This window comes from Bradyrhizobium japonicum USDA 6, from assembly GCF_000284375.1.
Lineage (GTDB): Bacteria > Pseudomonadota > Alphaproteobacteria > Rhizobiales > Xanthobacteraceae > Bradyrhizobium > Bradyrhizobium japonicum.
Window position 1 is genome coordinate 4184846 of record NC_017249.1, and the last position, 23363, is coordinate 4208208.

Consider the following 23363-nt stretch of genomic DNA (forward strand, 5'->3'; position numbering starts at 1 on the left):
CCGGTCTAAACCGGCGCCATTCTTGAATGAATCTCGGGAGAAGTCACCGGCAAAATACGGGCATTGGCGGAGATATCTCGCCACATTCGGCCGCACGGGCTCCGCCGTCGGGCGACCTCAGCCGTGCCGGCCGCCTTCCAGGTAGGCGGCGCGAATCTCGGGGCGCTGCAACAACTCGGCGCCGGTGCCGGCCAGCGTGATCAGGCCGTTGACCATGACGTAACCGCGATGGGCGAGCTTCAGCGCATGGTTGGCGTTCTGCTCGACGATCAGGACCGTCAGGCCGTCCTGGCGGTTCAGGGTGCGGATCGCATCGAAAATCTGGCGCGCGATCAGCGGCGCCAGCCCGAGCGAGGGCTCGTCGAGCAGAAGCAGGCGGGGGCGGCTCATCAGGGCGCGGCCGATTGCCAGCATCTGCTGCTCGCCGCCGGACAGCGTTCCACCGCGCTGGGCGTAGCGCTCCTTCAGCCGTGGGAACAGCGTGAACACGCGTTGCAGCGTGGCCTCGCGTTCGGCGTCGGTGCATCCGGTGGCATCCGCCCCCATCTGGAGGTTTTCCGCCACGCTCATGCGCGGGAAGATGCGGCGGCCTTCCGGCGATTGCGCGATGCGCAAATGGGCGATCTCATGGGTGGGAACGTCGGTGATGTCGCGGCCTTCGTACAGGATCTGGCCGGCGCGGGCGCGCGGCTTGCCGAAGATCGTCATCATCAGCGTCGACTTGCCGGCGCCGTTGGCGCCGATCAGCGCGACGATCTCGCCGGCGCTGATCTCGACATCGACGCCCTTCAGCGCCTCGATCTTGCCGTAGGCGGCGCGCAGGCCCCGGATCGACAGCAGGGGAGCGGACGACGTCACGACCCGCTCTCCATCACCGCCACGGCCTCTTCCTCGTCGGTGCCGAGATAGGCGGCGATCACCTTGGGATCGTCGCGGATCTCGCGCGGAGAGCCTTCCGCGATCTTGACGCCATGGTCCATCACGACGATGTGGTCGGAGATCTCCATCACCACCGACATGTCGTGCTCGATCAGCAGGATCGAGGTGCCGAGCTCGTCGCGGATCGAGAGCAGGAGCTCGCTCAAGGCCGCGCTCTCGCGCGCGTTGAGACCCGCGGCGGGCTCGTCCAGGCACAAAAGCGCGGGCTCGGTGCACATCGCGCGCGCAATCTCGAGCCTGCGCTGGTCGCCATAGGCGAAATTGCCGGCGGCATCGTCGGCGCGGTCGAGCAGATTGACCCGCCTCAGCCAGTCGGTGGCGAGGTCGATCGCGCGCTTTTCGGCGTCGCGGTAGCCGGGCGCGCCGATGAGGCCGAGCAAGGTGAAGCCGGAGGCGCGCATCAACGCGTTGTGCTGCGCCACCATCAGGTTTTCCAGCGCGGTCATGCCGGGAAACAGGCGGATGTTCTGGAAGGTGCGCGCCACCTTGGCCTGCTTGGCGATGCGGAAATCGTTCAGCCGCTCCAGCGCAATCACCTTGCCGTCGTCATGGGTGAGGCGAATGGCGCCGCCGCTCGGCTTGTAGAAGCCGGTGATGCAGTTGAACACGGTGGTCTTGCCGGCGCCGTTCGGTCCGATCAGCGCGGTGATCTTCTTCCGCTCGGCCGCAAACGACAGGTCCTGCACGGCGACGATGCCACCGAAGCGCATGGTCAGCCGGTCGACACCGAGAATTTTGTCGCCGCTCATCCGTGACCTTCCTTGACGAGGTCGGAGGAGATCGCCTGCGCCTTGGTCAGATACACGGTCGGCGCGCGATGGCCGATCAGGCCGCGCGGCCGCCAGATCATGATCAGCACCATGGCCATGCCGAACACCAGCATGCGGTAGGTCTCGAGGCCGCGGAACAGCTCGAAGCCGCCGATCATGGCGAGCGCGGCGAGCGCGACGCCGAGCTGCGAGCCCATGCCGCCGAGCACGACGATGGCGAGCACCAGCGCCGATTCCTGGAAGGTGAAGGATTCCGGACTGATGAAGCCCTGGCGCGTCGCGAAGAACGCACCGGCAAAGCCGCCGAACATGGCGCCGGTCGCGAACGCCGTGAGCTTGGTGGTCGTGGTGTTGATGCCGAGCGCGCGGCAGGCGACCTCGTCCTCGCGCAAGGCCTCCCAGGCGCGGCCGATGGGCAGGCGGCGCAGCCGGATCGTCACCCAGTTGGTGAGCAGCGCAAGCGCCAGGATCAGATAGAACAGAAAGACGATGCGGTGGGTCGGCGAATATTCGATGCCGAGCCTGGCGGCGAGCCCGTTGTCGCTGTTGTCGAGCGGGATGCCGAAGAAGGAGGGGCGGGGAATGCTGGAGACGCCGTTGGGGCCGCCGGTGAGGCTCTGCCAGTTGATGATGACGAGGCGGATGATTTCGCCGAAGGCGAGCGTCACGATGGCGAGATAGTCGCCGCGCAGGCGCAGCACGGGGAAGCCGAGCAGCACGCCCCAGAACGCGGCGAGGATGCCGGCGAGCGGCAGGCAGACCCAGAACGACCAGCCGAAATTGGTGGCAAGCAGCGCGTAGGAATAGGCGCCCACTGCGTAGAAAGCGACGTAGCCGAGATCGAGCAGGCCGGCGAGCCCGACCACGACGTTCAGCCCCCAGCCCAGCATCACATAGGTGAGCACGAGGATCGCGAGATCGAGGATATAGCGCTGGTCGTAGAAGATCACCGGCACAAGCACCGTGAAGATCAGAAGAACGGGCGCCAGGTAGCGGCCCAGAAACGACATGCCGCTGCGTACAGCCGGTGGCACCAGCTTGTCGGTGCCGTTGGGACCGATCCACTGTCGCAAAAGCCCTAGCACGATCGAGCCGCCGAACACGGCGGCAACGAGGGAGGCGAGCTCGCCGAAGCGGGTCCAATAGGTGAGCTGGCCGTCGGAACCCGCTTCGGTGCGGACGCCGACCATCAGCGAGAACAGCACCAGCGCGATCAGGGCGTTGACGAAGGCCGTCTTCAGCAGAGCGGGGATGTCCGTTGCAGGTTTGGCGGTATTGCTCGAGAGAACTGTCACGCGGCGACCGTCAGACTTTTTCGACTTCGGGACGGCCGAGCAGGCCGGTCGGCATGAAGATCAGCACGACGATCAGGATCGAGAACGCCGCGACGTCCTTGTACTCGACCGAGAAATAGGCCGACCAGAACGTCTCGATCAGGCCGATCGCGAGACCGCCCAGCATGGCGCCAGGCAGCGAGCCGATGCCGCCGAGCACGGCCGCGGTGAACGCCTTGATGCCGGCGACGAAGCCCATGAAGAAATCCACCAGGCCGTAATAGAGCAGGTACATCAGGCCCGCGACCGCGGCGAGTGCCGCCCCGATCACGAAGGTCATGGAGATGGTGCGGTCGACGTTGACGCCGAGCAGCGCCGCCATGGTCTGGTCCTGCTCGCAGGCGCGCATGTCGCGGCCGAGCCGGGTGCGCGACACCAGCCAGGTGAAGATCCCAAGCAGCACGATGGTGGTGAGAACCACCATGATCTGGATGTTGGAGAGCTGGATCACAAAACCGTCCGCGCTTTCGTGCAGCGTATAGCCGCCGGTGATGAAGGGCGGGATCGGCTTGACGCGGGCGCCCTGCGCGACCTGCGAGTAATTGGTCAGCACGAAGGACATGCCGATCGCCGACAGCATCGGGGCGAGGCGGAAGGAGTGACGCAGGGGCCGGTAGGCGATGCGCTCGATGGTCCAGCCGTAGAGCGCGGTGATCGCCATCGACACCAGCAGCACCACCAGCAGGATCACCGGAATCGCAGTCAGGCCGAGCGAGACCAGGATCAGGAAGGTGATCAGGGCGATGAAGCCGCCGATCATGAAGACATCGCCATGGGCGAAATTGATCATGCCGACGATGCCGTAGACCATCGTATAGCCGATGGCGATCAGGCCGTAGATCGAGCCCAGAACGAGACCGTTGATGAGCTGCTGGGCGAAATAATCCATGGGCTGCCGTTACCAAACCTGACGCGGCTCAAAGGGAGCTCTTCGAGAGAGTGTGTGATTGAGTTTCTTCTCGGGCCCCGGCAGCCCCTAAGCATTCTTCTCGTTTTGTAACAGGAGGGAACTGGCGGCTGCAACTGGCCATGCCTTGGCACAAAGGCTTGTACAGAGGTCATTTCGCTACAGATGTCATCTTCTTTGGTTCCGCAGGTGCGAGGAACCGGGTTCCGCAGAGCAACCAAATCGGATGCCGGCCGTTGCCTCCGTTCTGACGTCCAACAAGGGAGCTTTCCCCAATGACGAAGCAGCAGAACCAGAATCCGGGCCAGCAGACTCAGAACCCCGGCCAGCAGCGCCCAGGTCAACAGCCAGGTCAGCAGCAGGGCGGCGGCCAGAAACCCGGACAGCAGCAGCAGGATCCGCAGCGCCAGGGCGAGAAACCCGGCCAGCAACAGGGCGGCCAGCACGGTCAGGACAAGTAGTTTCGGAGCCAGGAGTGAAGAGGGCCCCGCCGGGAGGCGGGGCCTTTTCGTTGGGCGCGCCGCCCAGCGGGCCAGTTAAGGTAAACAAAGGGTTTAAATTGCCGCCATGGTCCGATGCGAGTTAGCTCCCCGGCAAAGCCTTCCCATGGAAGGCGCGCGGCGAGCGAAGCGGGAAGCGGCATGTTCAGGAATTGGCGGATCGGTTCGGTCAACGGCGCCCTGCTGGCGGCCTATTTCATCCCGGCCTGGACGCTGGTGGCCTTCAACATCATGGTGGCACCGGTGCACGGCCTCTACGAGCGGCCGAGTGTCGCGGTGGCGCTGTTCCTCAGCGACCATCTTCAGATGGCGGGGATGAGCACGGTGCGTGCCGCCTGGCTGCTGGCGCTGGGCCGGCTGACGGTGGTGGCGTTCTTTGCCATCTATCTCGCGCTTCTTTGCATTCCCCGCGTCCGCAAGAACGGCGGCAGCGACGAGGCGCTCGGCATTGCGCTTGCGATTGGCAGCCTCATCTCGTTTACGAGCATGTTGATGGCCTCGAAGGTCGGCGAGATGGCCGCACTCCGGCTGCATGCCACCGAGCTCCTGCTGCTGCTCGGCGCTGCCATCGTGGTGGTGATCGAACGGCCCGCGCCGGCGCCCAAGATCGTTCAGAAAACCGTCGAGACCGCCGCGCCGCTAGCTCTTGAGCAGGCCGAGCTCCTGCACAATCGCTGAGGCTTCCTTGACGGCGTGGTTCGCCGCCGGCACGCCGCAATAGATTGCCTGCTGAAGCAGGATTTCCTTGATGTCGTCGGGGGTGAAGCCGCCCTCGGCGAGCGCCGCGCGCACATGCAGGCGGAATTCGTCCCATTGCCCCAATGCGACCATGGTGCCGATCACGAGCACGCGCCGCGTGCGCTCGTCGAAATGCGGTCGCGTCCAGATCTCGCCCCAGGCATAGCGCGTGATCATGTCCTGGAAGTCGGTGTTGAAGGCATTGCGGTTCGCGATCGACTTGTCGACCCAGGCATTGCCCAGCACTTTTCGGCGCACATTCATGCCGGCATCGCGGCGCTTCTGGTCGTCCATTTGTATTTCCTCCTTCGTCATTGCGAGCGCAGCGAAGCAATCCAGAATCTTTCAGCGGAGGCAGTCTGGATTGCTTCGTCGCTACGCTCCTCGCAATGACGGCCGTGGTTAACGCTGGGTCAAAAAGCCGACCACCGCGTCGGTGAACGCGTGCGGCTGCTCGACATTGGAAATGTGGGCGGCGTCGATGATGGTCATGCTGGCGCCGGGAATGTTGGAGCGGATCAATTCACCCGCCGAGATCGGCGTAGCCATGTCGTGGCGGCCGGCGATCACCAGCGTCGGGCTCTTGATCTTGGCGAGCATCTCGCGCTGGTCGAGCGTCGACAGCGCCTCGCAGCAGGCGAGATAGCCCTCGACGGGGGAGGCGAGCAGCATCGACTTCATCTTCGCCGTGATCTGCGGCTCGCGCTCGCGGAAATCCTGGGTCAGCCAGCCCGCGATCACGGCATCGGCCACCGCGGCGATGCCGCCCTTCTTCACCACGTCGATGCGCTCCAGCCATTTGGTCGGCTCGGCGTAGTAGCAGGAGGTGTTGGCGAGGATGAGCTTGCCGAAGCGCTCCGGCGCATTGGCCCCTAACCACTGCCCGACCATGCCGCCCATCGACAGGCCGCACCAATGCACCTTCTCGATGTTGAGGTCGTCGAGGATCGCCAGCACGTCGCGGCCGAAGCGCTCCATCGTGTAGGGGCCGGGCGGAACGTTCGACTTGCCGTGGCCGCGGCGGTCGTAGCGGATGACGCGGAACACCTGCGTCAACGCCTTCATCTGCGGCTCCCACATCTGAAGCGTGCAGCCGAGCGAATTGGACAACATCAGCGTCGGCCCGCCGTCGCGGCCCTCGACGGAGACGTTGATCAGGCAACCGTCGGCATCGATCATGGGCATGCTGGGCGTCTCCGTTCTGGAGCATGATCCGGAAAAGTGTGGAGCGGCTTTCCGAAAGAGATCATGCTCAAACAATCAATCCCGCTCGAGGCTGTCGAGCAGCCGGTCGATCAGGGCTTGGGAAGCCCCTTGATAGGCCATCGGCTCGAACAATGCCGCAATTTTTTCCGGCGAAAGATGCGCCGTGACCTGCGAATCGGCCGCGAGAACCTCGCGCAGATGCTTCTTCTCGGCAACCGCGCGCTTGCTCGCGGCCTCGATCAGATGATGCGCATCGCTCTTGCCGATCTTGTCGGCCAGCGCAAACGTAACGGCTTCCGCCATGATGAGGCCGTGGGTCATATCGAGATTGCTGCGCATGCGCGCGGCATCGACGTCGAGACCCTCGGCGATGTCGAGGATGGCGGCGAGCGCGCCCGAGGCGACCAGCATCAATTGTGGCAGCGTCGGCCATTCCGCGTGCCAGGGGCCGGCGCTGCGCTCGTGGTCCTGCACCTGGGCCGCAAAAATCGTCGCGGCGAGCTGCGGCGCCATGGTCGCACATCCCAGCGCGCTCGCGGCCGCGACCGGGTTGCGTTTGTGCGGCATGGTCGAGGAGCCGCCGCGGCCTTCGCCGGCGGGCTCGAACGCTTCGCCAACATCGGTCTGCATCATCAGCGAGACGTCGCGCGCGATCTTGCCGCAGCTTCCGGCGAGAATCGCAAGGCATGATGCGGCTTCGGCGATCCGGTCGCGATGGGTGTGCCAGGGCGCCTCCGGCAGCGGCAGGTTGAGCTCCTGCGCCAATCGCTCTGCAACGACGAGCCCCTTGTCGCCGAGAGCCGCGAGCGTGCCGGCCGCGCCGCCGAATTGCAGCGCGAGGCCCTCGCGGGAGAGCCGCCGCAGGCGGCAGCGGGCGCGGGCAAGGCTTGATGCGTATTCCGCGGCCTTCAGCCCGAACGGCATCGGCAACGCGTGCTGGAGCCAGGTCCGCGCCACCATGGCGGTGTTGCGATGGCTCCGCGCCAGGGCGGCAAAGCCCTTGATGGCGCGGCTGAGATCGGCATCGAGTGCATCGATGCCGGCGCGAAGCGTGAGCATGGTCGCGGTGTCGATGACATCCTGGCTCGTTGCGCCCCAATGGACATAGCGCGCGGCCTCCGCATCGGCCTTGCCGACGTTGGCCGTGAGCGCCTTGACCAGGGGAATCGCGAGATTGCCGGATCGCGTCGCGGCCTCGCCGAGAGCGGCCATGTCAAAGCTATCAGCCTTGCACGCGGCTTCGATCGGGCCCACCGCGGATGCGGGAATCACATCCGTGGCGGCCTCGGCGCGTGCCAGGGCTGCCTCAAAATCGAGCATGTTCTGGAGGGTCGACCGGTCGTCGCAGACCACGCGCATGGATGGGCTCGACAGCATCGGCGCGAGCAGGGGGGAGAGGGCTGTGCTCATGTTGCGCGGGACCTAATCACCATGCCCCGGCTCTGCCAATCCCAAACCATCAGCGCAAAGCTTTTTGCAGTTGCGAATATGCATTGCACGTGGCCGGGGGCTGCCCTTTCCTTTGCGGCCTCCGTGCGTTACTTGAGCAGCATTATAGCGAAGCAACCGGGAGGTACCCCATGGCCATGACGATGAACGGCGAAGTCCAGCTTGCGGCGCCGCGCGAGGCCGTGTGGGAGAAGCTCAACAATCCCGAGGTGCTGAAGGCCTGCATCCCCGGCTGCGAGGAGCTGGAGAAGACCGACGACGGCGGCTTTCGCGCGACGGCGAAAATGAAGGTCGGGCCGGTGTCCGCGCGCTTCAAGGGCAAGGTCACGCTCTCCGATCTCGACCCGCCGAACGGCTACAAGATCTCCGGCGAAGGCGAGGGCGGGGTGGCCGGCTTCGCCAAGGGCGGCGCCGCGGTCAAGCTCGCGGAGAAGGACGGCGGTACGCTGCTCTCCTACGAGGTCGAGGCGCAGATCGGCGGCAAGTTGGCGCAGCTCGGCCAGCGCCTCATCAACGGCACCGCCAAGAAACTGGCCGACGAATTTTTCGCGAACTTCGCCAAGGCGGTACAGGGCTGAAGGCTATCGCCTTTCGGCATGGCGCCTTGCGTCCGGGGCGATGTTGCCCCCGGGCATAATGGCCCATATGATGGGTTGGAATAATTATAAGAACCGCTTCGACGGGACCCGTCGGGGCGCTGATAGAGAGTGCTTATGGCAAAAATCTCCCTCATCGTGAACGGCAATCCTGTCACGGCCAACGTCGATCCCCGCACCCTTCTGGTGCAGTTCCTGCGCGAGAATCTGCGCCTGACCGGCACCCATGTCGGCTGCGACACCTCGCAGTGCGGCGCCTGTGTCGTGCATCTCGACGGCAAGGCCGTGAAGTCCTGCACCACGCTGGCCGTGATGGCCGACGGTCACGAGGTCAAGACGATCGAGGGACTGGCCGCCGACGGCGCTCCGCTGCATCCGATGCAGGAGGCTTTCCGCGAGCACCATGGCCTGCAGTGCGGCTTCTGCACGCCGGGCATGATCATGACGGCGATCGACATCGTCCATCGCAAGGGCCACGAGCTCGACGACCATACGATCCGGGAAGAACTTGAGGGCAATCTCTGCCGTTGCACCGGCTACCAGAACATTGTCGCTTCGATCTCCGCCGGCGCCAAGGCGATGGCGAAATCCGATCTCGCCTAACCGCGCGCGCATTCTGCGATCAGGACATTCAGATGTACGAATTCAAATACCATCGCCCTGGGACCGTTCGCCAGGCGGCCAACCTCCTGGTGAAGAACGAAGACGCCAAGGTGATCGCCGGCGGCCACACGCTGATTCCCGTCATGAAGCAGCGTCTCGCGAGCCCGCCGCATCTGGTCGACCTCTCCCATATCGAGGGGCTCAACACGATCGAGATGAAGGGCCGCGCGCTCGTGATCGGCGCCACTGCCAGGCATGCCGAGGTCGCAAGCTCCGCGATCGTCGGTGAGGCGATCCCGGCGCTGGCCAATCTTGCCAGCCAGATTGGGGATCCCGCAGTGCGCCACAAGGGCACGATCGGCGGCTCGCTCGCCAACAACGATCCGACCGCGGACTATCCGGCCGCGGTGCTCGCGCTCGGCGCCACCATCGTCACCAACAAGCGCCGCCTCAAGGCGGAAGAGTATTTCCAGGGCCTGTTCACGACGGCGCTCGAAGCCGACGAGATCATCACCAAGGTGATGTTCCCGCTGCCGAAGAAGGCGGCCTACATCAAGTTCCGCAACCAGGCCTCGCGCTATGCGCTGGTCGGCGTGTTCGTGGCGCGGCGTCCTTCGGACGTGCGCGTCGCCGTCACCGGCGCCGGCTCCGAAGGCGTGTTCCGCGTCACCGCGTTCGAGGAAGCCCTGAAGAAGCGCTTCGCCGCGAAGGCGCTTGACGGCATCGAGGTGCCGGCGGAAGGGCTCAACAGCGACATCCACGGCAGCGCCGAATACCGTGCGCATCTCATCGGGGTGCTGACGCGGCGCGCCCTCGACGCCGCCAACGCCAAGGAGTGAGTGAACCTCACGCCTCGGCCCAAACTTGTCCCCGGTGAGGGCGTAGCGAGACTGGCTTTTTCATGACTCTCACGGCCCTGCCGGCATCGGTCGATGCGATGCTCGAACTTTTGACTTCGCGCGGTTATCTCGCGGAGCGATCGCTGGCGACGGTGACCTATCTGTCGCTGCGCATGGGCCGGCCGCTGTTCCTGGAGGGCGAGGCCGGCGTCGGCAAGACCGAGATCGCCAAGGTGCTGTCGGCGGCGCTGGGGCGGAAGCTGATCCGCCTGCAGTGCTACGAGGGCCTCGACGTCTCCTCCGCCGTCTACGAGTGGAACAGCGCCGCGCAGATGATCGCGATCCGAATGGCGGAAGCCGCCGGCGACACCGACCGCGATCAGCTCTCGTCCGATATCTTCGCCGACCGCTACATGATCAAGCGGCCGCTGCTCCAGGCGCTGGAGCCCGACGTCGCGGGACCGCCGGTGCTGCTGATCGACGAGCTCGACCGCGCCGACGAGGCGTTCGAGGCGTACCTGCTCGAAATCCTCAGCGACTTCCAGGTGACCATTCCCGAATTCGGCACCGTGAAGGCGCCGCATCCGCCGATCGTCATCATCACCTCCAACCGCACGCGCGAGATCCACGACGCGCTGAAGCGGCGCTGTCTCTATCACTGGGTCGACTATCCCGAAGCCGAGCGGGAGCTCGCGATCGTCAAGACGCGCGTGCCCGGCATCTCCGCCAAGCTGTCGCAGCAGGTCGTGCGTTTCGTCCAGGCGCTGCGCAACCAGGATTTCTACAAGTCGCCTGGCGTCGCCGAGACCATCGACTGGGCCACCGCGCTGTCGGAGCTCGACGCCCGCTCGCTGACCCCGCAAGTGGTCGGCGACACGCTGGGGGCGCTGCTCAAGTATCAGGACGACATCACCCGGATGCAGGGCGATACCTTGCAGAAGGTGTTGAAGGAAGCGACGAGCGAGAATTGATCTCGCGTCACTAGTACTCCCGTCATTCCGGGGCGACGCGCAGCGTCGAGCCCGGAATCCATAACCACGATCGGGAGTATGGATTCCGGGCTCGCGCCAAGTGGCGCGCCCCGGAATGACGAGGGGATGGATACGAGACCATGGCCATCAACCACCTGGCGCCCGAGCAAACCGAGCAGTTCGCCGACAACATCGTCGGTTTCGCCCGCGCGTTGCGTGCAGCCAGCATGCCGGTCGGGCCGGGCGCCGTCATCGATGCCATGAGCGCGCTCCAGGTGATCGACATCGGCAACCGCGCCGACGTCTTCACCACGCTGGAGGCGATCTTCGTCAAGCGCCACGAGCATGCGCTGATCTTCAGGCAGGCCTTCAACCTGTTCTTCCGCGCCTCGGAAGAGTGGAAGCACATGCTGGATTCGGTGCCGTTGCCGGAGCAGGCCAAGAAGAAGCCGCAGGCCGGCTCCCGCCGCGTGCAGGAGGCGATGTCGCAGCCGCGGATGACGGAGACGCCGCAGCACCAGGAGCAGGATTTGCGCCTGTCGGTCTCCGACAAGGAGATCCTTCAGAAGAAGGATTTTGCGCAGATGAGCGCGGCTGAGATCACCGAAGCGCTCCACGCCGTCGAGCGGATGCGCCTGCCGCAGGCCGAGCTTCTGACGCGCCGGCAGCGGCCCGATCCCCGCGGGCTTCGTCTCGATTTGCGCCGCACGCTGCGTGCGTCCTTGCGCACCGGCGGCGACATCATCGACATCCATCGCCTCGGGCGCATCGAGAAGCCGGCGCCGATCGTCGCGCTGCTCGATATCTCGGGCTCGATGAGCGAGTACACCCGCCTGTTCCTGCATTTCCTGCATGCCATCGGGGATGCGCGAAAGCGCGTCTCAGTGTTCCTGTTCGGCACCCGGCTGACCAACGTCACCCGGGCGCTGCGCCAGCGCGACCCCGATGAGGCGCTGGCGAACTGCTCGGCCTCGGTCGAGGATTGGGCCGGCGGCACCCGGATTTCGGCCTCGCTGCACAACTTCAACAAATTGTGGGCGCGGCGCGTGCTGAGCCAGGGCGCCATCGTGCTGCTGATCTCCGACGGGCTGGAGCGGGAGGCCGATTCCAGGCTCGCCTTCGAGATGGACCGGCTGCACCGGTCCTGCCGCCGGCTGATCTGGCTCAACCCGCTGCTGCGGTTCGGCGGCTTCGAGGCCAAGGCGCAGGGCATCAAAATGATGCTCCCGCACGTTGACGAATTCCGCCCGGTACATAATTTGAGTTCGATCCAGGAGCTGATCACGACGCTCTCCCGGCCGCTGCCGCCGCACCACCGCAGCCTGATCCGTTCCGCAGCTTGAGAGGTTAAGCCATGCTCGATCGCGACGAGGATATTCTGAAGGCGGCGGAGGATTGGCAGAAGGCCGGCCGGGGCGTCGCGCTGGCCACCGTTGTCGAGACCTGGGGCTCGGCGCCGCGCCCGGCGGGCTCGAGCCTCGTCATCAACGATGAGGGCACGTTCCTGGGGTCGGTCTCCGGCGGCTGCGTCGAGGGCGCCGTGGTCACCGAGGCCATGGACGTGATCCAGAGCGGCAAGCCCAGGATGCTGGAGTTCGGCGTTGCCGACGAGACAGCCTGGAATGTCGGGCTGTCCTGCGGCGGCACCATCCGCGTCTTCGTCGAGAAGGTCGGCTAGCCGTGAAGCTCGCAACCCTGCACGAACTCAACGCCGAGCGCGCCGCGCGCCGGCCGGCAATTTTGGTGACCGACACCGAGACCGGCGAGCAGCGTCTGGTGAAGGCTGCCGATTTTGCAAAAGACCCGCTGCGGGCCGAACTGGACAAGCAGCTTCGCATGGGCAAGAGCGCCAGTGTCGAAGCCGGCGGCAAGAAACTGTTCCTCAACGTCTACGCCCCGACCGCAAAGCTCGTCATCGTCGGCGCGGTCCATATCAGCCAGGCCCTGGCGCCGCTGGCGCGCTCGCTCGGTTACGACGTCACGGTGGTCGATCCCCGCACGGCATTTGCGAGCGCGGAGCGCTTCCCTGACATTCCCCTGGTCGCCGAATGGCCCGACACGGCACTGCCGCCGCTGGATGTCGATGCCTACACGGCTTTCGTCGCGGTGACGCACGATCCGAAGATCGACGATCCCGCGCTGCTGCACGCCTTCGAGCGCAACTGCTTCTATATCGGCGCGCTCGGCTCGCGAAAGACGCATGCCAAGCGCGGCGACCGGCTGCGCGCGCAGGGCGCGAAGGACAGCGATATCGCGCGCATCCACGCGCCCATTGGGCTGGCGATCGGCGCGGTCTCGCCGTCCGAGATCGCGGTGTCGATTATGGCCGAGATCACGGCGGTGCTGCGCCTGCCTCCCAAAGAAAAAGAAGAAGCGGCATGAAATTCGGACCGGCGAGCCCCAAGGATGCGATCGGCGGGGTGACCGTCCACACCCTGCGCCAGGGTCCGCTGGTGCTGAAGAAAGGCACGACGATCGGCCCGGCCGAGGTCGAGGCGTTGACGCGCGCCGGCATCAAGGACGTCGTGGTGGTGCGCATGGAGGAGGGCGACGTCTCCGAGGATGTCGCCGCCGCCAGCATCGCGCTGGCCGTCGGCGGCGAGGGCATTCATGTCGAGCGCGCCTTCACCGGCCGCGCCAATCTGTTCGCCGCACGCCCGGGCGTGCTGGTGATCGACCGCGCCGCGGTCGACCGCATCAACAACATCGACGAGGCCATCACCTTCGCGACGCTCTCCGCCTACAAGCCGGTGGTCGAGGGCGAGATGGTCGGCACCGTTAAGATCATCCCGTTCGGCGTCGAAGGCAATTTGCGCGATGCCGCGGTGAAGGCGGCGGGCAGGGACGTGCTGAAGATCGCGCCCTACGTCATCAAGCGCGTCGGCGTGGTCTCGACGCTGCTGCCGGGCCTCTCGTCGAAGGTGATCGACAAGACGCTGCGCGTCACCGCCGAGCGGCTCGCGCCGGCCGGCGCCAGCATCATCGCCGAGCGGCGGGTCCAGCACGAGGAACGGGCGCTGTCGGCCGCGATCAAGGAATTGCTCGGGCTTGGTGCGGAGCTCGTCATCGTGTTCGGGGCATCCGCGATCGCCGACCGCCGCGACGTCATTCCGGCGGCCGTCACCGGGATCGGCGGCGAGATCGAACATTTCGGCATGCCGGTCGATCCCGGCAATTTGCTGCTGATCGCGCGGGCCGGCGGGGTGCCGGTGCTGGGCGCGCCCGGCTGCGCGCGATCGCCGGTCGAGAACGGTTTTGACTGGGTGCTGATGCGGCTGCTCGCCGGCATCAAGGTAACGCGTTCCGAGTTGATGGGCATGGGCGTCGGCGGCCTCCTGATGGAGATCGTCACGCGGCCGCAGCCGCGCGCAGAACCCGCGATCGAGGGCAACAGCCAGGTCGCGGCCATCGTGCTCGCGGCGGGCCGCTCGACCCGGATGGGCGGCCCGAACAAGCTGCTCGCCGAGCTCGACGGCAAGAAGCTGGTGCGGATCGCGACCGAGCAGGCGCTGGCCTCCAAGGCCTCCGAGGTGATCGTCGTCACCGGCCACCAGACCGAGCTGGTCGAGCAGGCGCTGCAAGGCTTGAAGGTGAAATTCGTCCGCAACCCGGATTTCGCCGGCGGCATAGCGAGCTCGGTCAAGGCCGGCATCGCGGCCGTGCCTGAGGCTTGCGACGGCGCCGTGGTGTGTTTGGGCGACATGCCGCTGATCGATGCCGGCCTGATCGACCGTCTCATCGACGGCTTTGCGCCGGACCGCGGCAACCTCATCGTCGTGCCCGTCAGCGACGGGCGCCGCGGCAACCCCGTGCTGTGGTCGCGCCGCTTCTTCAAGGAATTGATGACGCTCGACGGCGACGTCGGCGCGCGCCATCTGATCGCCAAGCACACCGAAGCGGTGGCCGAAGTCCCCGTGGATGGCGAGAGCGCCTTCCTCGACATCGACACGCCGCAGGCGCTGGAAGCGGCAAGAGGGGGATGAAGGCGCCGTAGCTGCGTAGGGTGGATTAGCCCTGCGGCTGGGCGAAGCGCAGTCCGCAAGGCGTAATCCACCACTGTGTCTGTACGGAAGCAAAAGAGATGGATTACGCTTCGCTAGTCCACCCTACGGCACCTCCCAAGGCGCCGTTTTCACCCCTCGTTCACCATCTGGAAACGTCCACCGCCTAGAGTCCTCTCCACCTGCCTTGGGGGAGGGGTTTTTCCATGGCTTCGAATGTCGTCGCGCGCCGTTGCGCGATGTTTTTCTTTGCGCTGTCGGTTTGTGTCGCCGGCGCTCGCTACATCACGGATGCGCATGCTGCCGGCGCGTTTGCGGTCGGCAAGTGCGGGGCCTATGGCCAGGCTTTCGATTACGGCGCCGAGCACGAGGCCCGTGCCGCGGCACAGAAGCAGTGCAAGGGCGATTGCACGACGGTGACCATGAAGCGCGCTTGCGCCGCGATGTCGGTCGATATGGCCAACCCGTGCGGCGCCTATGGCTATGCCGTGAAGCCGAAGATCTCGGCCTCGCTCAACGCCGCCACGCGCGAGTGCTACAAATACGGCGGCAAGGAATGCGTGATCCGCGCCTGGGCCTGCGACGCTAAGGGCTGATTCCTCTTGCTGTCATTCCGGGGCGATGCGTAGCATCGTGGCACGCTCCGGAATGATAGTTGAGGAAGCTGATGCAGTTCGACACCAAGATCGCCGTCGTGATCCGCACCGATCTTCAGGCTTGGCAGAAGCTCAACGTTGCGGCCTTTCTCACCAGTGGCATCGCGGCAGCGTTTCCCGACTGTATCGGTGAGCCCTACGAGGACGCCTCAGGCACGACATATCACGCGCTGATCGGCCAGCCGATCCTGATCTACGGCGCTGACGGCCCGGCGCTGTCGCGCGCTGTCGACCGCGCGCTCACGCGCAACGTGAAGCCTGCCGTCTATACCGAGGGCATGTTCAGGACCACGCATGATGCCGCTAACCGCGAGGCGGTGAGGGCGGTCGCGCGCGCCGAGCTCAATCTGGTCGGCATCGCGATGCGCGCCGAGCGCAAGGTGATCGACAAGATCGTCGATGGCTTGAAGTTCCATAGCTGACGCGCCCGTTATCGTTGCGTCATGATGGCTTCCGCCATCGATAGACTTGCATTCCTTGACGCTGATCAAGGGGGCGCCTCCCGGCATCGCTAGTCTGCTCCAAATATTGCAACGGAGCAGACCCATGCCAACCATGAAGGCCGCAGTCGTCAAGCAATTCGGCAAGCCGCTGGTGATCGAGGACGTGGCGGTGCCGCAGCCCGGTCCCGGCGAGGTTTTGGTCGAGGTGAAAGCGTGCGGCGTCTGCCACACCGATCTGCACGCCGCTTCCGGCGACTGGCCGGTGAAGCCGACGCCGCCTTTCATTCCCGGCCATGAAGCCGCAGGTATCGTCGCCGCGCTCGGCCCTGGCGTGAAAAACCTGAAGGTTGGCGATGCTGTCGGCGTCGCCTGGCTGCATGACGCCTGTATGGCCTGCGAATATTGCGAGACCGGCTGGGAGACGCTGTGCGAGCACCAGCACAACACCGGCTACAGCGTGAACGGCGGCTTTGCAGAATATGTCATCGCCTCGGCTGTCTTTGCCGCAAAGCTGCCGCCCACCGTCGATTTCGCGGCAATCGCGCCGATCCTGTGCGCCGGCGTCACCACCTACAAGGGATTGAAGGAAACCGACGCGCGGCCCGGCGAATGGGTGGCGATCTCAGGCGTCGGCGGGCTCGGCCATGTCGCGATCCAATACGCCAAGGCGATGGGCTTCAAGGTCGCGGCGATCGATATCGCCGAGGACAAGCTTGCGCTCGCGCGCGAGACCGGCGCCGATCTCGCGGTCAACGCGCTCGCCGCTGATGCCGTAAATGAGGTCCTTACGGCGACCGGAGGCGGGGCGCACGGCGTACTGGTGACGGCGGTCTCGACCGCGGCATTTGCGCAGGCTCTAGAGATAGTGCGCCGGAAGGGCACGGTCAGCCTCGTCGGCCTGCCGCCGGGTGAATTCCCGACGCCGATCTTCGACGTCGTGCTCAAGCGTATCACCGTGCGCGGCTCCATCGTAGGCACCCGCCGGGATCTCGCCGAAGCTGTCGCATTCGCCACCGAGGGCAAGGTCAAGGCCGAGGTGACGAAGGTGCCGCTGGCGCAAATCAACGACGTCTTCGAGCGGATGAAGGCCGGCAAGATCGATGGCCGCATGGTGCTGGACTTTGGCTAGCATCTCACCCCGGCGGCATCCCCGCAAACTTCGGCAGGTCCGGGTCGAGACGATCCCAATCATGCCCGCGCGCCGCGTAAGTGACCACCTGCGGCTTGTAGCGGGCGGGCTCGTCGAGGCTTGCGGCGCGGATGGTGAAGATGTCGGGCATTGCGGCGAAGGTCATGTAGACCGGCAAGCCGCACCGCGTGCAGAAGCCGCGCGTCTTCACGTTGCCGCTGTCGCCGACCATGTCCCAGTGCTTCGCCTCGCCCGTCACCGTGACGCCGGCGCGTGCGAAGGTCATGTACGAGCCGTGGCCGCTACCGCTTTCGCGCTGGCAATCCCGGCACTGGCAGTGATTGCTGAACAGCGGCTCACCGAGAATCGAATAGCGGATCGCGCCGCAGGCGCAGCCGCCGGTAAAAGGACTGGTCATCGAAATATCTCCCACTCACTTCTCGCCACTGATCTCGTCGAGCTGGCGGACAACCTTCTTCCAGCCGCCGCTCATGACCGTGTAGGCCGATTCGTTTCTGGGCATGATGAAGCCCGCATGCACCAGGCGGATCCGCGTGCCGGCTTCGACCGGGGTGAGGGACCACGTCACGACGGTGTCGAGCGGCGCGCCGTAGCCGGTGTTGCGTTCGTCGCCGCCTTTCCAGGCATAGACGAGGCGCCGGTTAGGTACGACTTCCAGAACCCGGCAATGGATCACGCCGTCCCAATTGCCGCCCGGCGTTGTCTGGAAGGTGAAGGCCTTGCCTTCGACGGCTTCGAAGCCGGTCGGCTGCATCAGCCAGCGCGCGATCAACCGGGCGCTGGTCAGCGTCTTCCAGATCGTCTCGGGCGCGTGAGGGAAGACGTCCTCCAAAACAATGTCTTGGACGATGTCTTTTGTCTCGGCTTTGAACTCGGCTGCACTCACGGATCGATCTCCTTCAAGAGGTCACGCAGATTCTGGAAGCGCTCGCGCCAGAACACGCCGTAATGGTCCATCCAGGTGACCAGCGGCTCGAGTCCTTGCGGCGCGGCGCGGTAATAGACATTGCGGCCCTCGGCGCGCTCGGCGACGAGGCCGGCCTGCTTCAGCGACTTCAAATGCTGCGAGATCGCGCCCTGCGTCACGCCGCTGCCGCGGGTGAGCTCGGCGACGCTGATCTCCTTGCTCTCGAACACGCGCTCGAACACGGCGCGGCGGGTCGGATCGGCGAGGGCACGCATCACGGTCGTGACGGGATTTGGGGTGGCTTCGATCATGGGTGTTAGATTAGTAAGCGCTAATGCATTAGTCAATGCTAATTTATTGGCTTGAAGCAGGCTGGATCGCCGTCTTGACTGTGACTGACCAGTCAGTCATAAATTTGGAATGACAAAGAAGCCAACCAAAGCAGTCACGCCAACCGCAGCTCGCGCCGATGCGAAGGGCCGTTCGCCCGCCGACGCTGCGCCCGCTTCGAACCGTGCCACGCGTGCGGCCGAGCGCCGGTCGGCCATCGTGGAAGCGGCGATGGAGGAGTTCATCGCGCGTGGCTTTGCCGCGACGCGGCTCGACGACATCGCCAAGCGGGCGGGCGTGGCCAAGGGCACGATCTACCTGCACTTCAAGGACAAGGAATCGATGTTCGAGGAGCTGGTGCGCACGGTGATCGTGCCCGTCGTGGCCAAGCTGAATGCGCTGCCGCCGCCGACGGGCTCGGTGCGCGATCTCGTCGAGGCCTTTGCCGGTAACTTCCTCAAGGAGGTCATCGGCACGAGGCGCGGCGATCTCGTGCGATTGATCGTGGCGGAAGGGCCGCGCTTTCCGTCCGTCGCCGATTTCTATTATCGCGAGGTCGTCTCGCGCGGGATCGCCGGCATGCGCGCGCTGATCGAGCTCGGCATTGCCCGCGGCGAGATCCGCGAGAAGAACCTCGCGCGCTATCCGCAGATCCTGGTCGCACCCGCGATGATCGCGGTGATCTGGCAGAGCCTGTTTGCACGGCACGCGCCGCTCGACGCCCAGGACATGCTGCGCGTCCATCTCGATGTGATTTTTGGTGAACGGAGGACGACATGAGGTCGTCGCGGGCAATTTCTGTGTTTGCGTTGGCCGCCGTCCTTGCAACCGGCCTTGCCGGTTGCAAGGACAAGCGCGATCCCGGATTTCAGGGCTGGGTCGAGGCCGACATGATCTTCGTCAGCCCGGACGAAGCGGGCCGGGTGACGAAGCTCAATGTCCGCGAGGGCGACGAGGTGAAGGTCGGCGATGCCCTCTATTCCGTCGACGACGATCTCCAGCTTGCCGACCTCAACCAGAACAAGGCGACACTGGCCAACGCGCAGCAGACCTATGATCGCGCGGCCTCGCTGAACAAGACCGGGTCCGGCACGCAGGCCAATCTCGATTCCGCGGTGTCGTCCTTGCGTGTCGCCGAAGCGCGGGTCGCGACGTCGGAGACGCGAATGGCGCGGCGGAGGGGCTTTGCGCCCGTTGCCGGCACCATCCAGCAGATCTATTTCCGCGAGGGCGAGATGGTGGCGGCGCAGCGGCCGGTGCTCTCGATCATGCCGCCTGGCAACATGAAGCTGCGCTTCTTCGTGCCCGAAACGGAGTTGCCGAAGCTTGCGATCGGCGACACGGTGCGCATCTCTTGCGACAATTGCGCGGCGGATCTCACCGCAAAGATCTATTTCATCGCGACCTCGGCCGAATACACTCCGCCTGTCATCTACAGCCTCGATGAGCGCAACAAGCTGGTCTATTTGATCCAGGCGCGGCCCTCGCGGCCCGATGCCCTGCGGGTCGGACAGCCGATCGACGTCTATCTCAATCCAAAAACGCCGGTGGCGGACAAGCGATGAGCGGCGGCAACGGCAACGGCATCGCGATCGACGTCAAGGGCCTGACCAAGTCGTTTGGCGGCCGCGAGGTCGTGCACGATCTGTCGATGCAGGTGAAGCGCGGCTCGATCTACGGCTTCCTCGGGCCGAACGGCTCGGGCAAGACCACCACCATCCGCATCCTCTGCGGCCTGCTCACGCCCGACAGTGGCGAGGGCACCTGCCTCGGCTACGACATCCGGCGCGATGCCGAAAAGATCAAGCGCCAGGTCGGCTACATGACCCAGCGCTTCAGCCTGTACCAGGACCTCTCGGTTCGGGAGAACCTCGAATTCGTCGCGCGGCTCTATGGCCTCACTGACGCACGCGGCGCTGCGCGCGACATGATCAAGCGGCTCGGGCTGTCGGGGCGCGAGGAGCAGCTCGCGGGCGAGCTCTCCGGTGGCTGGAAGCAGCGGCTCGCGCTCGGGGCCTGCACGCTGCCCAGTCCGAAACTGCTTCTGCTGGACGAGCCGACCGCCGGCGTCGATCCCAAGGCGCGGCGCGATTTCTGGAACGAGATCCATGCGCTCGCGGCCGACGGCCTCACCGTCCTGGTCTCGACCCACTACATGGACGAGGCCGAGCGCTGCCACGAGATCGCCTACATCGCCTACGGCCATCTCCTGGCGCACGGCACGGTGGAGGAGGTGATCGCGAAGTCCGCCCTGACGACCTACACCGTGACGGGCGAGGAGCTCAACGGGCTCACGGCCGCGCTCACCGGCAAGCCCGGCGTGGACATGGTGGCACCGTTCGGCACTTCGCTGCACGTGTCCGGGCGCGACGTGGCCGCGCTCGAGGCCAGCATCGCGCCGTGGCGCGAGAAGGGCGGCCTGCACTGGCACAAATCATCGCCCTCGCTCGAAGACGTGTTCATCGAATTGATGAGCCGTTCGAAGGACAATTTCCAATGAGCGCCGCCGATCATCCCGCACCCGCGCACGAATTCCGCGAGCGCTTCGGCTTCTGGAAGCGCTCCTATGCGATGCTGGTCAAGGAGTTCATCCAGCTCAAGCGCGACCGCGTGTCGTTCGCGATGATCGTGATGCTGCCGGTGATGCAACTTCTGCTGTTCGGCTATGCCATCAACACCACGCCGCACAATCTGCCGAGCGCGGTGCTGCTCCAGGAGGATTCGGATCTTGCCCGCTCGGTGTTGAAGGCGCTGGAGAACACCGCCTATTTCCGCTTCATCTACGAGGTGCACGACGTCGACGATTTCGACAACCTGCTGAAATCGGGCAAGGTGCTGTTCGGCGTCGAGATTCCGCGCGGCTTCGAGCGCGCGGTGCGGCGCGGCGACCGGCCGGCGCTGCTGGTTGCGGCCGACGCCACCGATCCCGTTGCGGCGAGCGCCGCGCTCGGCTCGCTCGGCATGGTCGTGCAGACCGCGCTTGCGCACGATCTCTATATCGGCAATCCGCCCGAGATGCCGTTCGAGATCCGCGCGCATGCGCGCTACAATCCGGCCGCGTCGTCCAGCCTCAATATCGTGCCGGGCCTCGTCGGCACCATCCTCACCATGACCATGCTGATCTTCACCGCGCTCTCGGTCACCCGCGAGGTCGAGCGGGGCACCATGGAGAGCCTGCTGTCGATGCCGATCAAGCCGGTCGAGGTGATGTTCGGCAAGATCATTCCTTATGTGCTGGTCGGCTTCGTTCAGGCCTTCCTCATCATCGGCATCGGCGTCGGCTTGTTCGGTGTGCCCTTGCTCGGCAATCTGTTCCTGCTCGCGCTGCTGTCGACCTTGTTCATCGCTACAAATCTATCGATTGGCTACACCATCTCGACGGTGGTGCAGAACCAGCTCCAGGCCATGCAGATGGCCATGATGTTCTTCCTGCCGAGCATTCTGCTCTCCGGATTCATGTTCCCGTTCGCCGGCATGCCGGTCTGGGCGCAATATCTCGGTGAGTGCCTGCCGCTGACCCACTACTTGCGGATCGTCCGCGCCATCATGCTGAAGGGCGCGACCATGCAGAATTTGCGCTTCGACGCGTTGGCGCTGGCGATCCTGATGCTGGTCGCCATGACCATCGCGGTCACGCGCTTCCGCCGCACCCTGGATTGAGGCAGAATGCCCCGGAATCGAGGGGTGGAATGGTCAGGTTAGCCAGCAGGAAGACCCGGCAACACGCCGTGCTATCGGAGGATTTCGAGCGCGAGCTGACGCGGGAAGTGCTGCGCACCGAGCTGTTGCGCGTGCGGACACTGATCATCACCGGCTGCGTCATGATCTTGTTCCTCACCGCAACCTACCTGATCGACCCTGCTCTCGTGAACCGGGTCTGGCGCGGGACGGAGGGCCTCGTCCACGAATACATTCTCTTGGCGGGGTTCATCCTCTTCGAGGTTTGGATTCACCGTCAGATCAGGCGAAACCTCAAGCTCGATCGCGACCTGCCGGTGATCAGGCGCTATATCGGCGCTCTCATCGAAACGTCGCTGCCGACGATCATTCTGATCCTGCAGATTCGCAGCATGGGGGCGAGCCAGGCGCTCGGTTTCGTGCTGCCACTGGTTTATTTCATTTTCGTCATTCTTTCGACGCTGCGGCTCGATTTCTGGCTGTCCACCTTCACTGGATTTGTGGCCGCAGCCGAACTCTTGGCCGTCGCGCTGTATTATAATTCGGCCAACGACGCCGGCGAGCCCCTGATCTACTTTCACGTGGTGCGCAGCACCATCATCCTGATTTGCGGCGTGCTCGCGGGCGCCGTCGGCGCGCGGTTGCGGCGGCAATTTGCCGCGAGCATTGTGGCGGCCACCGCGCGCGACCGGGTGACGAACCTGTTCGGCCAGCATGTCTCGCCGCAGGTGGTGGAGCGGCTGATGGCGGCGGGACCCAGCGCGGGCGGCGACCTTCGTCGCGTCGCGGTGATGTTCGTCGATTTCCGCGGCTTCACCGCCAGCGCGCGGTTGCGCACCCCGCAGGAGGTGGTTGACCGGCTCGACGGCGCGTTCGCCGTGCTGGTCGACATCCTCGATCGTCAGGGCGGCATCGTGAACAAGTTTTTGGGCGATGGCTTCCTCGCCCTGTTCGGCGCGCCGCTGGAGGCCTCCGACGCCGCGCACCGCGCGGTTGCCGCAGGCCGCGAGATGCTGGCCGCGATGGACCGCATCAACGCACAAACGAGCTGGCCCCTGCGGATCGGCATCGGCATCCATTTCGGCGAGGTCGTTGCCGGCAATATCGGCTCGCCCCGACGCAAGGAGTACACGGTGATCGGCGATACCGTGAACTTCGCCTCGCGGCTGGAGGCACTCAACAAGGAGCTCGGCTCGCAGCTCCTGATCTCCGAGTCTGTCCGCGAGGCGCTCGGCGACGACGGTGAGGACGCCGTCGCGCTCGGCGAGGTCGCGGTCCGCGGCTACGAGCACAAGGTAGCGGTGTTTCAACTGGGGTGAGGGTGCTCGCGTTTCGTTGACGGCGCG

28 protein-coding genes are annotated in these 23363 nt (G+C 65.2%); 18 read left to right on the plus strand and 10 right to left on the minus strand.

The genetic code is table 11. The annotated features are described in order from the left end of the window. Window positions 1-117 precede the first annotated feature (117 nt). Genes BJ6T_RS19495 through BJ6T_RS19510 form a run of 4 tightly spaced genes read right to left on the minus strand, consistent with a single transcriptional unit; the run spans window position 118 to window position 3932 of the window. Window positions 118-858 (minus strand): ABC transporter ATP-binding protein, encoded by a 741-nt coding sequence (locus BJ6T_RS19495; protein ID WP_014494184.1) that lies wholly within the window; start codon window positions 856-858, stop codon window positions 118-120. Then, window positions 855-1688 carry an ABC transporter ATP-binding protein gene (locus BJ6T_RS19500; RefSeq protein ID WP_014494185.1) on the minus strand — a complete coding sequence of 278 codons (834 nt, stop codon included), beginning with the start codon at window positions 1686-1688 and terminating at the stop codon, window positions 855-857. Before BJ6T_RS19500 ends, BJ6T_RS19495 begins: the two co-directional genes overlap by 4 nt. Beyond that, window positions 1685-3004, minus strand: coding sequence for a high-affinity branched-chain amino acid ABC transporter permease LivM (gene livM / locus BJ6T_RS19505; protein WP_014494186.1), 1320 nt, complete (start codon window positions 3002-3004; stop codon window positions 1685-1687). The genes BJ6T_RS19500 and livM overlap by 4 nt, the downstream gene beginning before the upstream one ends. A 10-nt stretch (window positions 3005-3014) precedes the next feature. Continuing rightward, complete coding sequence (locus tag BJ6T_RS19510) at window positions 3015-3932, minus strand: ABC transporter permease subunit (RefSeq protein WP_014494187.1); 918 nt, start codon at window positions 3930-3932, stop codon at window positions 3015-3017. A 293-nt stretch (window positions 3933-4225) separates the two neighbouring features. On the opposite strand from BJ6T_RS19510, the gene BJ6T_RS47295 reads away from it, so the two are divergent. Further along, window positions 4226-4411, plus strand: a complete 186-nt coding sequence (locus BJ6T_RS47295) for a hypothetical protein (protein ID WP_014494188.1) — start codon at window positions 4226-4228, stop codon at window positions 4409-4411. Window positions 4412-4591: 180 nt separating this feature from the next. Then, window positions 4592-5128: a hypothetical protein gene (locus BJ6T_RS19520; RefSeq protein WP_014494189.1), complete on the plus strand. Its 537-nt coding sequence runs from the start codon at window positions 4592-4594 to the stop codon at window positions 5126-5128. Here the strand turns inward: BJ6T_RS19520 and BJ6T_RS19525 are convergent. The 3 genes from BJ6T_RS19525 to BJ6T_RS19535 form a co-directional block, all read right to left on the minus strand. Further along, a complete protein-coding gene (locus BJ6T_RS19525; protein WP_014494190.1) occupies window positions 5090-5482 on the minus strand; it encodes a carboxymuconolactone decarboxylase family protein in 393 nt (130 codons plus the stop codon). The genes BJ6T_RS19520 and BJ6T_RS19525 overlap by 39 nt on opposite strands. Before the next feature lie 108 nt (window positions 5483-5590). Beyond that, window positions 5591-6373 (minus strand): 3-oxoadipate enol-lactonase, encoded by a 783-nt coding sequence (pcaD, locus tag BJ6T_RS19530; RefSeq protein WP_014494191.1) that lies wholly within the window; start codon window positions 6371-6373, stop codon window positions 5591-5593. Between the two features lie 75 nt (window positions 6374-6448). Next, a complete protein-coding gene (locus BJ6T_RS19535) occupies window positions 6449-7804 on the minus strand; it encodes a 3-carboxy-cis,cis-muconate cycloisomerase (RefSeq protein ID WP_014494192.1) in 1356 nt (451 codons plus the stop codon). 170 nt (window positions 7805-7974) lie between these two features. Between BJ6T_RS19535 and BJ6T_RS19540 the strand changes: the two genes are divergently transcribed. The 11 genes from BJ6T_RS19540 to adhP all read left to right on the plus strand — a co-directional run bounded on the left by BJ6T_RS19540 (window position 7975) and on the right by adhP (window position 17081). After that, complete coding sequence (locus BJ6T_RS19540) at window positions 7975-8421, plus strand: SRPBCC family protein (protein WP_014494193.1); 447 nt, start codon at window positions 7975-7977, stop codon at window positions 8419-8421. Between the two features lie 135 nt (window positions 8422-8556). Continuing rightward, on the plus strand, window positions 8557-9042 hold the full coding sequence (locus BJ6T_RS19545) for a (2Fe-2S)-binding protein (RefSeq protein ID WP_014494194.1): 486 nt from the start codon (window positions 8557-8559) through the stop codon (window positions 9040-9042). A gap of 32 nt (window positions 9043-9074) precedes the next feature. Beyond that, a complete protein-coding gene (locus BJ6T_RS19550; protein ID WP_014494195.1) occupies window positions 9075-9881 on the plus strand; it encodes an FAD binding domain-containing protein in 807 nt (268 codons plus the stop codon). A 62-nt stretch (window positions 9882-9943) separates the two neighbouring features. Beyond that, window positions 9944-10852, plus strand: coding sequence for an AAA family ATPase (locus BJ6T_RS19555; RefSeq protein WP_014494196.1), 909 nt, complete (start codon window positions 9944-9946; stop codon window positions 10850-10852). A 140-nt stretch (window positions 10853-10992) separates the two neighbouring features. Next, window positions 10993-12195 (plus strand): vWA domain-containing protein, encoded by a 1203-nt coding sequence (locus BJ6T_RS19560; RefSeq protein ID WP_014494197.1) that lies wholly within the window; start codon window positions 10993-10995, stop codon window positions 12193-12195. An 11-nt stretch (window positions 12196-12206) separates the two neighbouring features. Continuing rightward, the gene (locus BJ6T_RS19565; RefSeq protein ID WP_007602422.1) at window positions 12207-12530 is read left to right on the plus strand and encodes an XdhC family protein; all 324 of its coding nucleotides are present in this window, start codon (window positions 12207-12209) and stop codon (window positions 12528-12530) included. Window positions 12531-12532: 2 nt separating this feature from the next. Then, a complete protein-coding gene (locus BJ6T_RS19570) occupies window positions 12533-13234 on the plus strand; it encodes an XdhC family protein (RefSeq protein WP_014494198.1) in 702 nt (233 codons plus the stop codon). Beyond that, the gene (locus BJ6T_RS19575) at window positions 13231-14835 is read left to right on the plus strand and encodes an NTP transferase domain-containing protein (protein WP_014494199.1); all 1605 of its coding nucleotides are present in this window, start codon (window positions 13231-13233) and stop codon (window positions 14833-14835) included. The genes BJ6T_RS19570 and BJ6T_RS19575 overlap by 4 nt, the downstream gene beginning before the upstream one ends. A 224-nt stretch (window positions 14836-15059) precedes the next feature. After that, the gene (locus BJ6T_RS19580; RefSeq protein WP_014494200.1) at window positions 15060-15449 is read left to right on the plus strand and encodes a DUF4189 domain-containing protein; all 390 of its coding nucleotides are present in this window, start codon (window positions 15060-15062) and stop codon (window positions 15447-15449) included. A gap of 71 nt (window positions 15450-15520) precedes the next feature. Further along, window positions 15521-15931, plus strand: a complete 411-nt coding sequence (locus BJ6T_RS19585) for a DUF2000 family protein (RefSeq protein WP_014494201.1) — start codon at window positions 15521-15523, stop codon at window positions 15929-15931. Window positions 15932-16055: 124 nt separating this feature from the next. Continuing rightward, window positions 16056-17081 (plus strand): alcohol dehydrogenase AdhP, encoded by a 1026-nt coding sequence (adhP, locus tag BJ6T_RS19590; protein ID WP_014494202.1) that lies wholly within the window; start codon window positions 16056-16058, stop codon window positions 17079-17081. A 4-nt stretch (window positions 17082-17085) separates the two neighbouring features. Here adhP and BJ6T_RS19595 read toward each other — a convergent pair whose 3' ends face one another. The 3 genes from BJ6T_RS19595 to BJ6T_RS19605 are packed head-to-tail and all read right to left on the minus strand — an operon-like array spanning window position 17086 to window position 18320. Then, on the minus strand, window positions 17086-17499 hold the full coding sequence (locus BJ6T_RS19595) for a GFA family protein (protein WP_014494203.1): 414 nt from the start codon (window positions 17497-17499) through the stop codon (window positions 17086-17088). 15 nt (window positions 17500-17514) lie between these two features. Beyond that, a complete protein-coding gene (locus tag BJ6T_RS19600; protein ID WP_014494204.1) occupies window positions 17515-17988 on the minus strand; it encodes an SRPBCC family protein in 474 nt (157 codons plus the stop codon). Further along, on the minus strand, window positions 17985-18320 hold the full coding sequence (locus tag BJ6T_RS19605) for an ArsR/SmtB family transcription factor (RefSeq protein WP_014494205.1): 336 nt from the start codon (window positions 18318-18320) through the stop codon (window positions 17985-17987). Before BJ6T_RS19605 ends, BJ6T_RS19600 begins: the two co-directional genes overlap by 4 nt. A gap of 109 nt (window positions 18321-18429) precedes the next feature. Between BJ6T_RS19605 and BJ6T_RS19610 the strand changes: the two genes are divergently transcribed. From BJ6T_RS19610 to BJ6T_RS19630, 5 genes are read left to right on the plus strand one after another with little or no spacing between them, the layout of a single operon-like run. Beyond that, complete coding sequence (locus BJ6T_RS19610) at window positions 18430-19119, plus strand: TetR/AcrR family transcriptional regulator (RefSeq protein WP_028170600.1); 690 nt, start codon at window positions 18430-18432, stop codon at window positions 19117-19119. After that, complete coding sequence (locus BJ6T_RS19615) at window positions 19116-19904, plus strand: HlyD family secretion protein (RefSeq protein WP_014494207.1); 789 nt, start codon at window positions 19116-19118, stop codon at window positions 19902-19904. The genes BJ6T_RS19610 and BJ6T_RS19615 overlap by 4 nt, the downstream gene beginning before the upstream one ends. Next, window positions 19901-20839, plus strand: coding sequence for an ABC transporter ATP-binding protein (locus BJ6T_RS19620; protein ID WP_014494208.1), 939 nt, complete (start codon window positions 19901-19903; stop codon window positions 20837-20839). The genes BJ6T_RS19615 and BJ6T_RS19620 overlap by 4 nt, the downstream gene beginning before the upstream one ends. Then, window positions 20836-21999 carry an ABC transporter permease gene (locus tag BJ6T_RS19625; RefSeq protein ID WP_014494209.1) on the plus strand — a complete coding sequence of 388 codons (1164 nt, stop codon included), beginning with the start codon at window positions 20836-20838 and terminating at the stop codon, window positions 21997-21999. The genes BJ6T_RS19620 and BJ6T_RS19625 overlap by 4 nt, the downstream gene beginning before the upstream one ends. A gap of 29 nt (window positions 22000-22028) precedes the next feature. Continuing rightward, entirely contained in the window at window positions 22029-23336 is a 1308-nt protein-coding gene (locus BJ6T_RS19630) for an adenylate/guanylate cyclase domain-containing protein (protein ID WP_014494210.1), read from the plus strand. The last annotated feature ends 27 nt before the right edge of the window (window positions 23337-23363 follow it).

Bases quoted from the DNA above. Each gene is read 5' to 3' on its own strand.
- BJ6T_RS19575 (WP_014494199.1), top strand. From the start codon at position 13,231: ATGAAATTCGGACCGGCGAGCCCCAAGGATGCGATCGGCGGGGTGACC.
- BJ6T_RS19610 (WP_028170600.1), top strand. From the start codon at position 18,430: ATGACAAAGAAGCCAACCAAAGCAGTCACGCCAACCGCAGCTCGCGCC.
- BJ6T_RS19540 (WP_014494193.1), top strand. From the start codon at position 7,975: ATGGCCATGACGATGAACGGCGAAGTCCAGCTTGCGGCGCCGCGCGAG.
- BJ6T_RS47295 (WP_014494188.1), top strand. From the start codon at position 4,226: ATGACGAAGCAGCAGAACCAGAATCCGGGCCAGCAGACTCAGAACCCC.
- BJ6T_RS19585 (WP_014494201.1), top strand. From the start codon at position 15,521: ATGCAGTTCGACACCAAGATCGCCGTCGTGATCCGCACCGATCTTCAG.
- pcaD (WP_014494191.1), bottom strand. From the start codon at position 6,373: ATGCCCATGATCGATGCCGACGGTTGCCTGATCAACGTCTCCGTCGAG.
- BJ6T_RS19630 (WP_014494210.1), top strand. From the start codon at position 22,029: ATGGTCAGGTTAGCCAGCAGGAAGACCCGGCAACACGCCGTGCTATCG.
- BJ6T_RS19605 (WP_014494205.1), bottom strand. From the start codon at position 18,320: ATGATCGAAGCCACCCCAAATCCCGTCACGACCGTGATGCGTGCCCTC.
- BJ6T_RS19560 (WP_014494197.1), top strand. From the start codon at position 10,993: ATGGCCATCAACCACCTGGCGCCCGAGCAAACCGAGCAGTTCGCCGAC.
- BJ6T_RS19545 (WP_014494194.1), top strand. From the start codon at position 8,557: ATGGCAAAAATCTCCCTCATCGTGAACGGCAATCCTGTCACGGCCAAC.
- BJ6T_RS19565 (WP_007602422.1), top strand. From the start codon at position 12,207: ATGCTCGATCGCGACGAGGATATTCTGAAGGCGGCGGAGGATTGGCAG.
- BJ6T_RS19580 (WP_014494200.1), top strand. From the start codon at position 15,060: ATGGCTTCGAATGTCGTCGCGCGCCGTTGCGCGATGTTTTTCTTTGCG.
- BJ6T_RS19625 (WP_014494209.1), top strand. From the start codon at position 20,836: ATGAGCGCCGCCGATCATCCCGCACCCGCGCACGAATTCCGCGAGCGC.
- BJ6T_RS19525 (WP_014494190.1), bottom strand. From the start codon at position 5,482: ATGGACGACCAGAAGCGCCGCGATGCCGGCATGAATGTGCGCCGAAAA.
- BJ6T_RS19555 (WP_014494196.1), top strand. From the start codon at position 9,944: ATGACTCTCACGGCCCTGCCGGCATCGGTCGATGCGATGCTCGAACTT.
- adhP (WP_014494202.1), top strand. From the start codon at position 16,056: ATGCCAACCATGAAGGCCGCAGTCGTCAAGCAATTCGGCAAGCCGCTG.
- BJ6T_RS19500 (WP_014494185.1), bottom strand. From the start codon at position 1,688: ATGAGCGGCGACAAAATTCTCGGTGTCGACCGGCTGACCATGCGCTTC.
- BJ6T_RS19535 (WP_014494192.1), bottom strand. From the start codon at position 7,804: ATGAGCACAGCCCTCTCCCCCCTGCTCGCGCCGATGCTGTCGAGCCCA.
- BJ6T_RS19510 (WP_014494187.1), bottom strand. From the start codon at position 3,932: ATGGATTATTTCGCCCAGCAGCTCATCAACGGTCTCGTTCTGGGCTCG.
- BJ6T_RS19520 (WP_014494189.1), top strand. From the start codon at position 4,592: ATGTTCAGGAATTGGCGGATCGGTTCGGTCAACGGCGCCCTGCTGGCG.
- BJ6T_RS19550 (WP_014494195.1), top strand. From the start codon at position 9,075: ATGTACGAATTCAAATACCATCGCCCTGGGACCGTTCGCCAGGCGGCC.
- BJ6T_RS19595 (WP_014494203.1), bottom strand. From the start codon at position 17,499: ATGACCAGTCCTTTTACCGGCGGCTGCGCCTGCGGCGCGATCCGCTAT.
- BJ6T_RS19620 (WP_014494208.1), top strand. From the start codon at position 19,901: ATGAGCGGCGGCAACGGCAACGGCATCGCGATCGACGTCAAGGGCCTG.
- BJ6T_RS19615 (WP_014494207.1), top strand. From the start codon at position 19,116: ATGAGGTCGTCGCGGGCAATTTCTGTGTTTGCGTTGGCCGCCGTCCTT.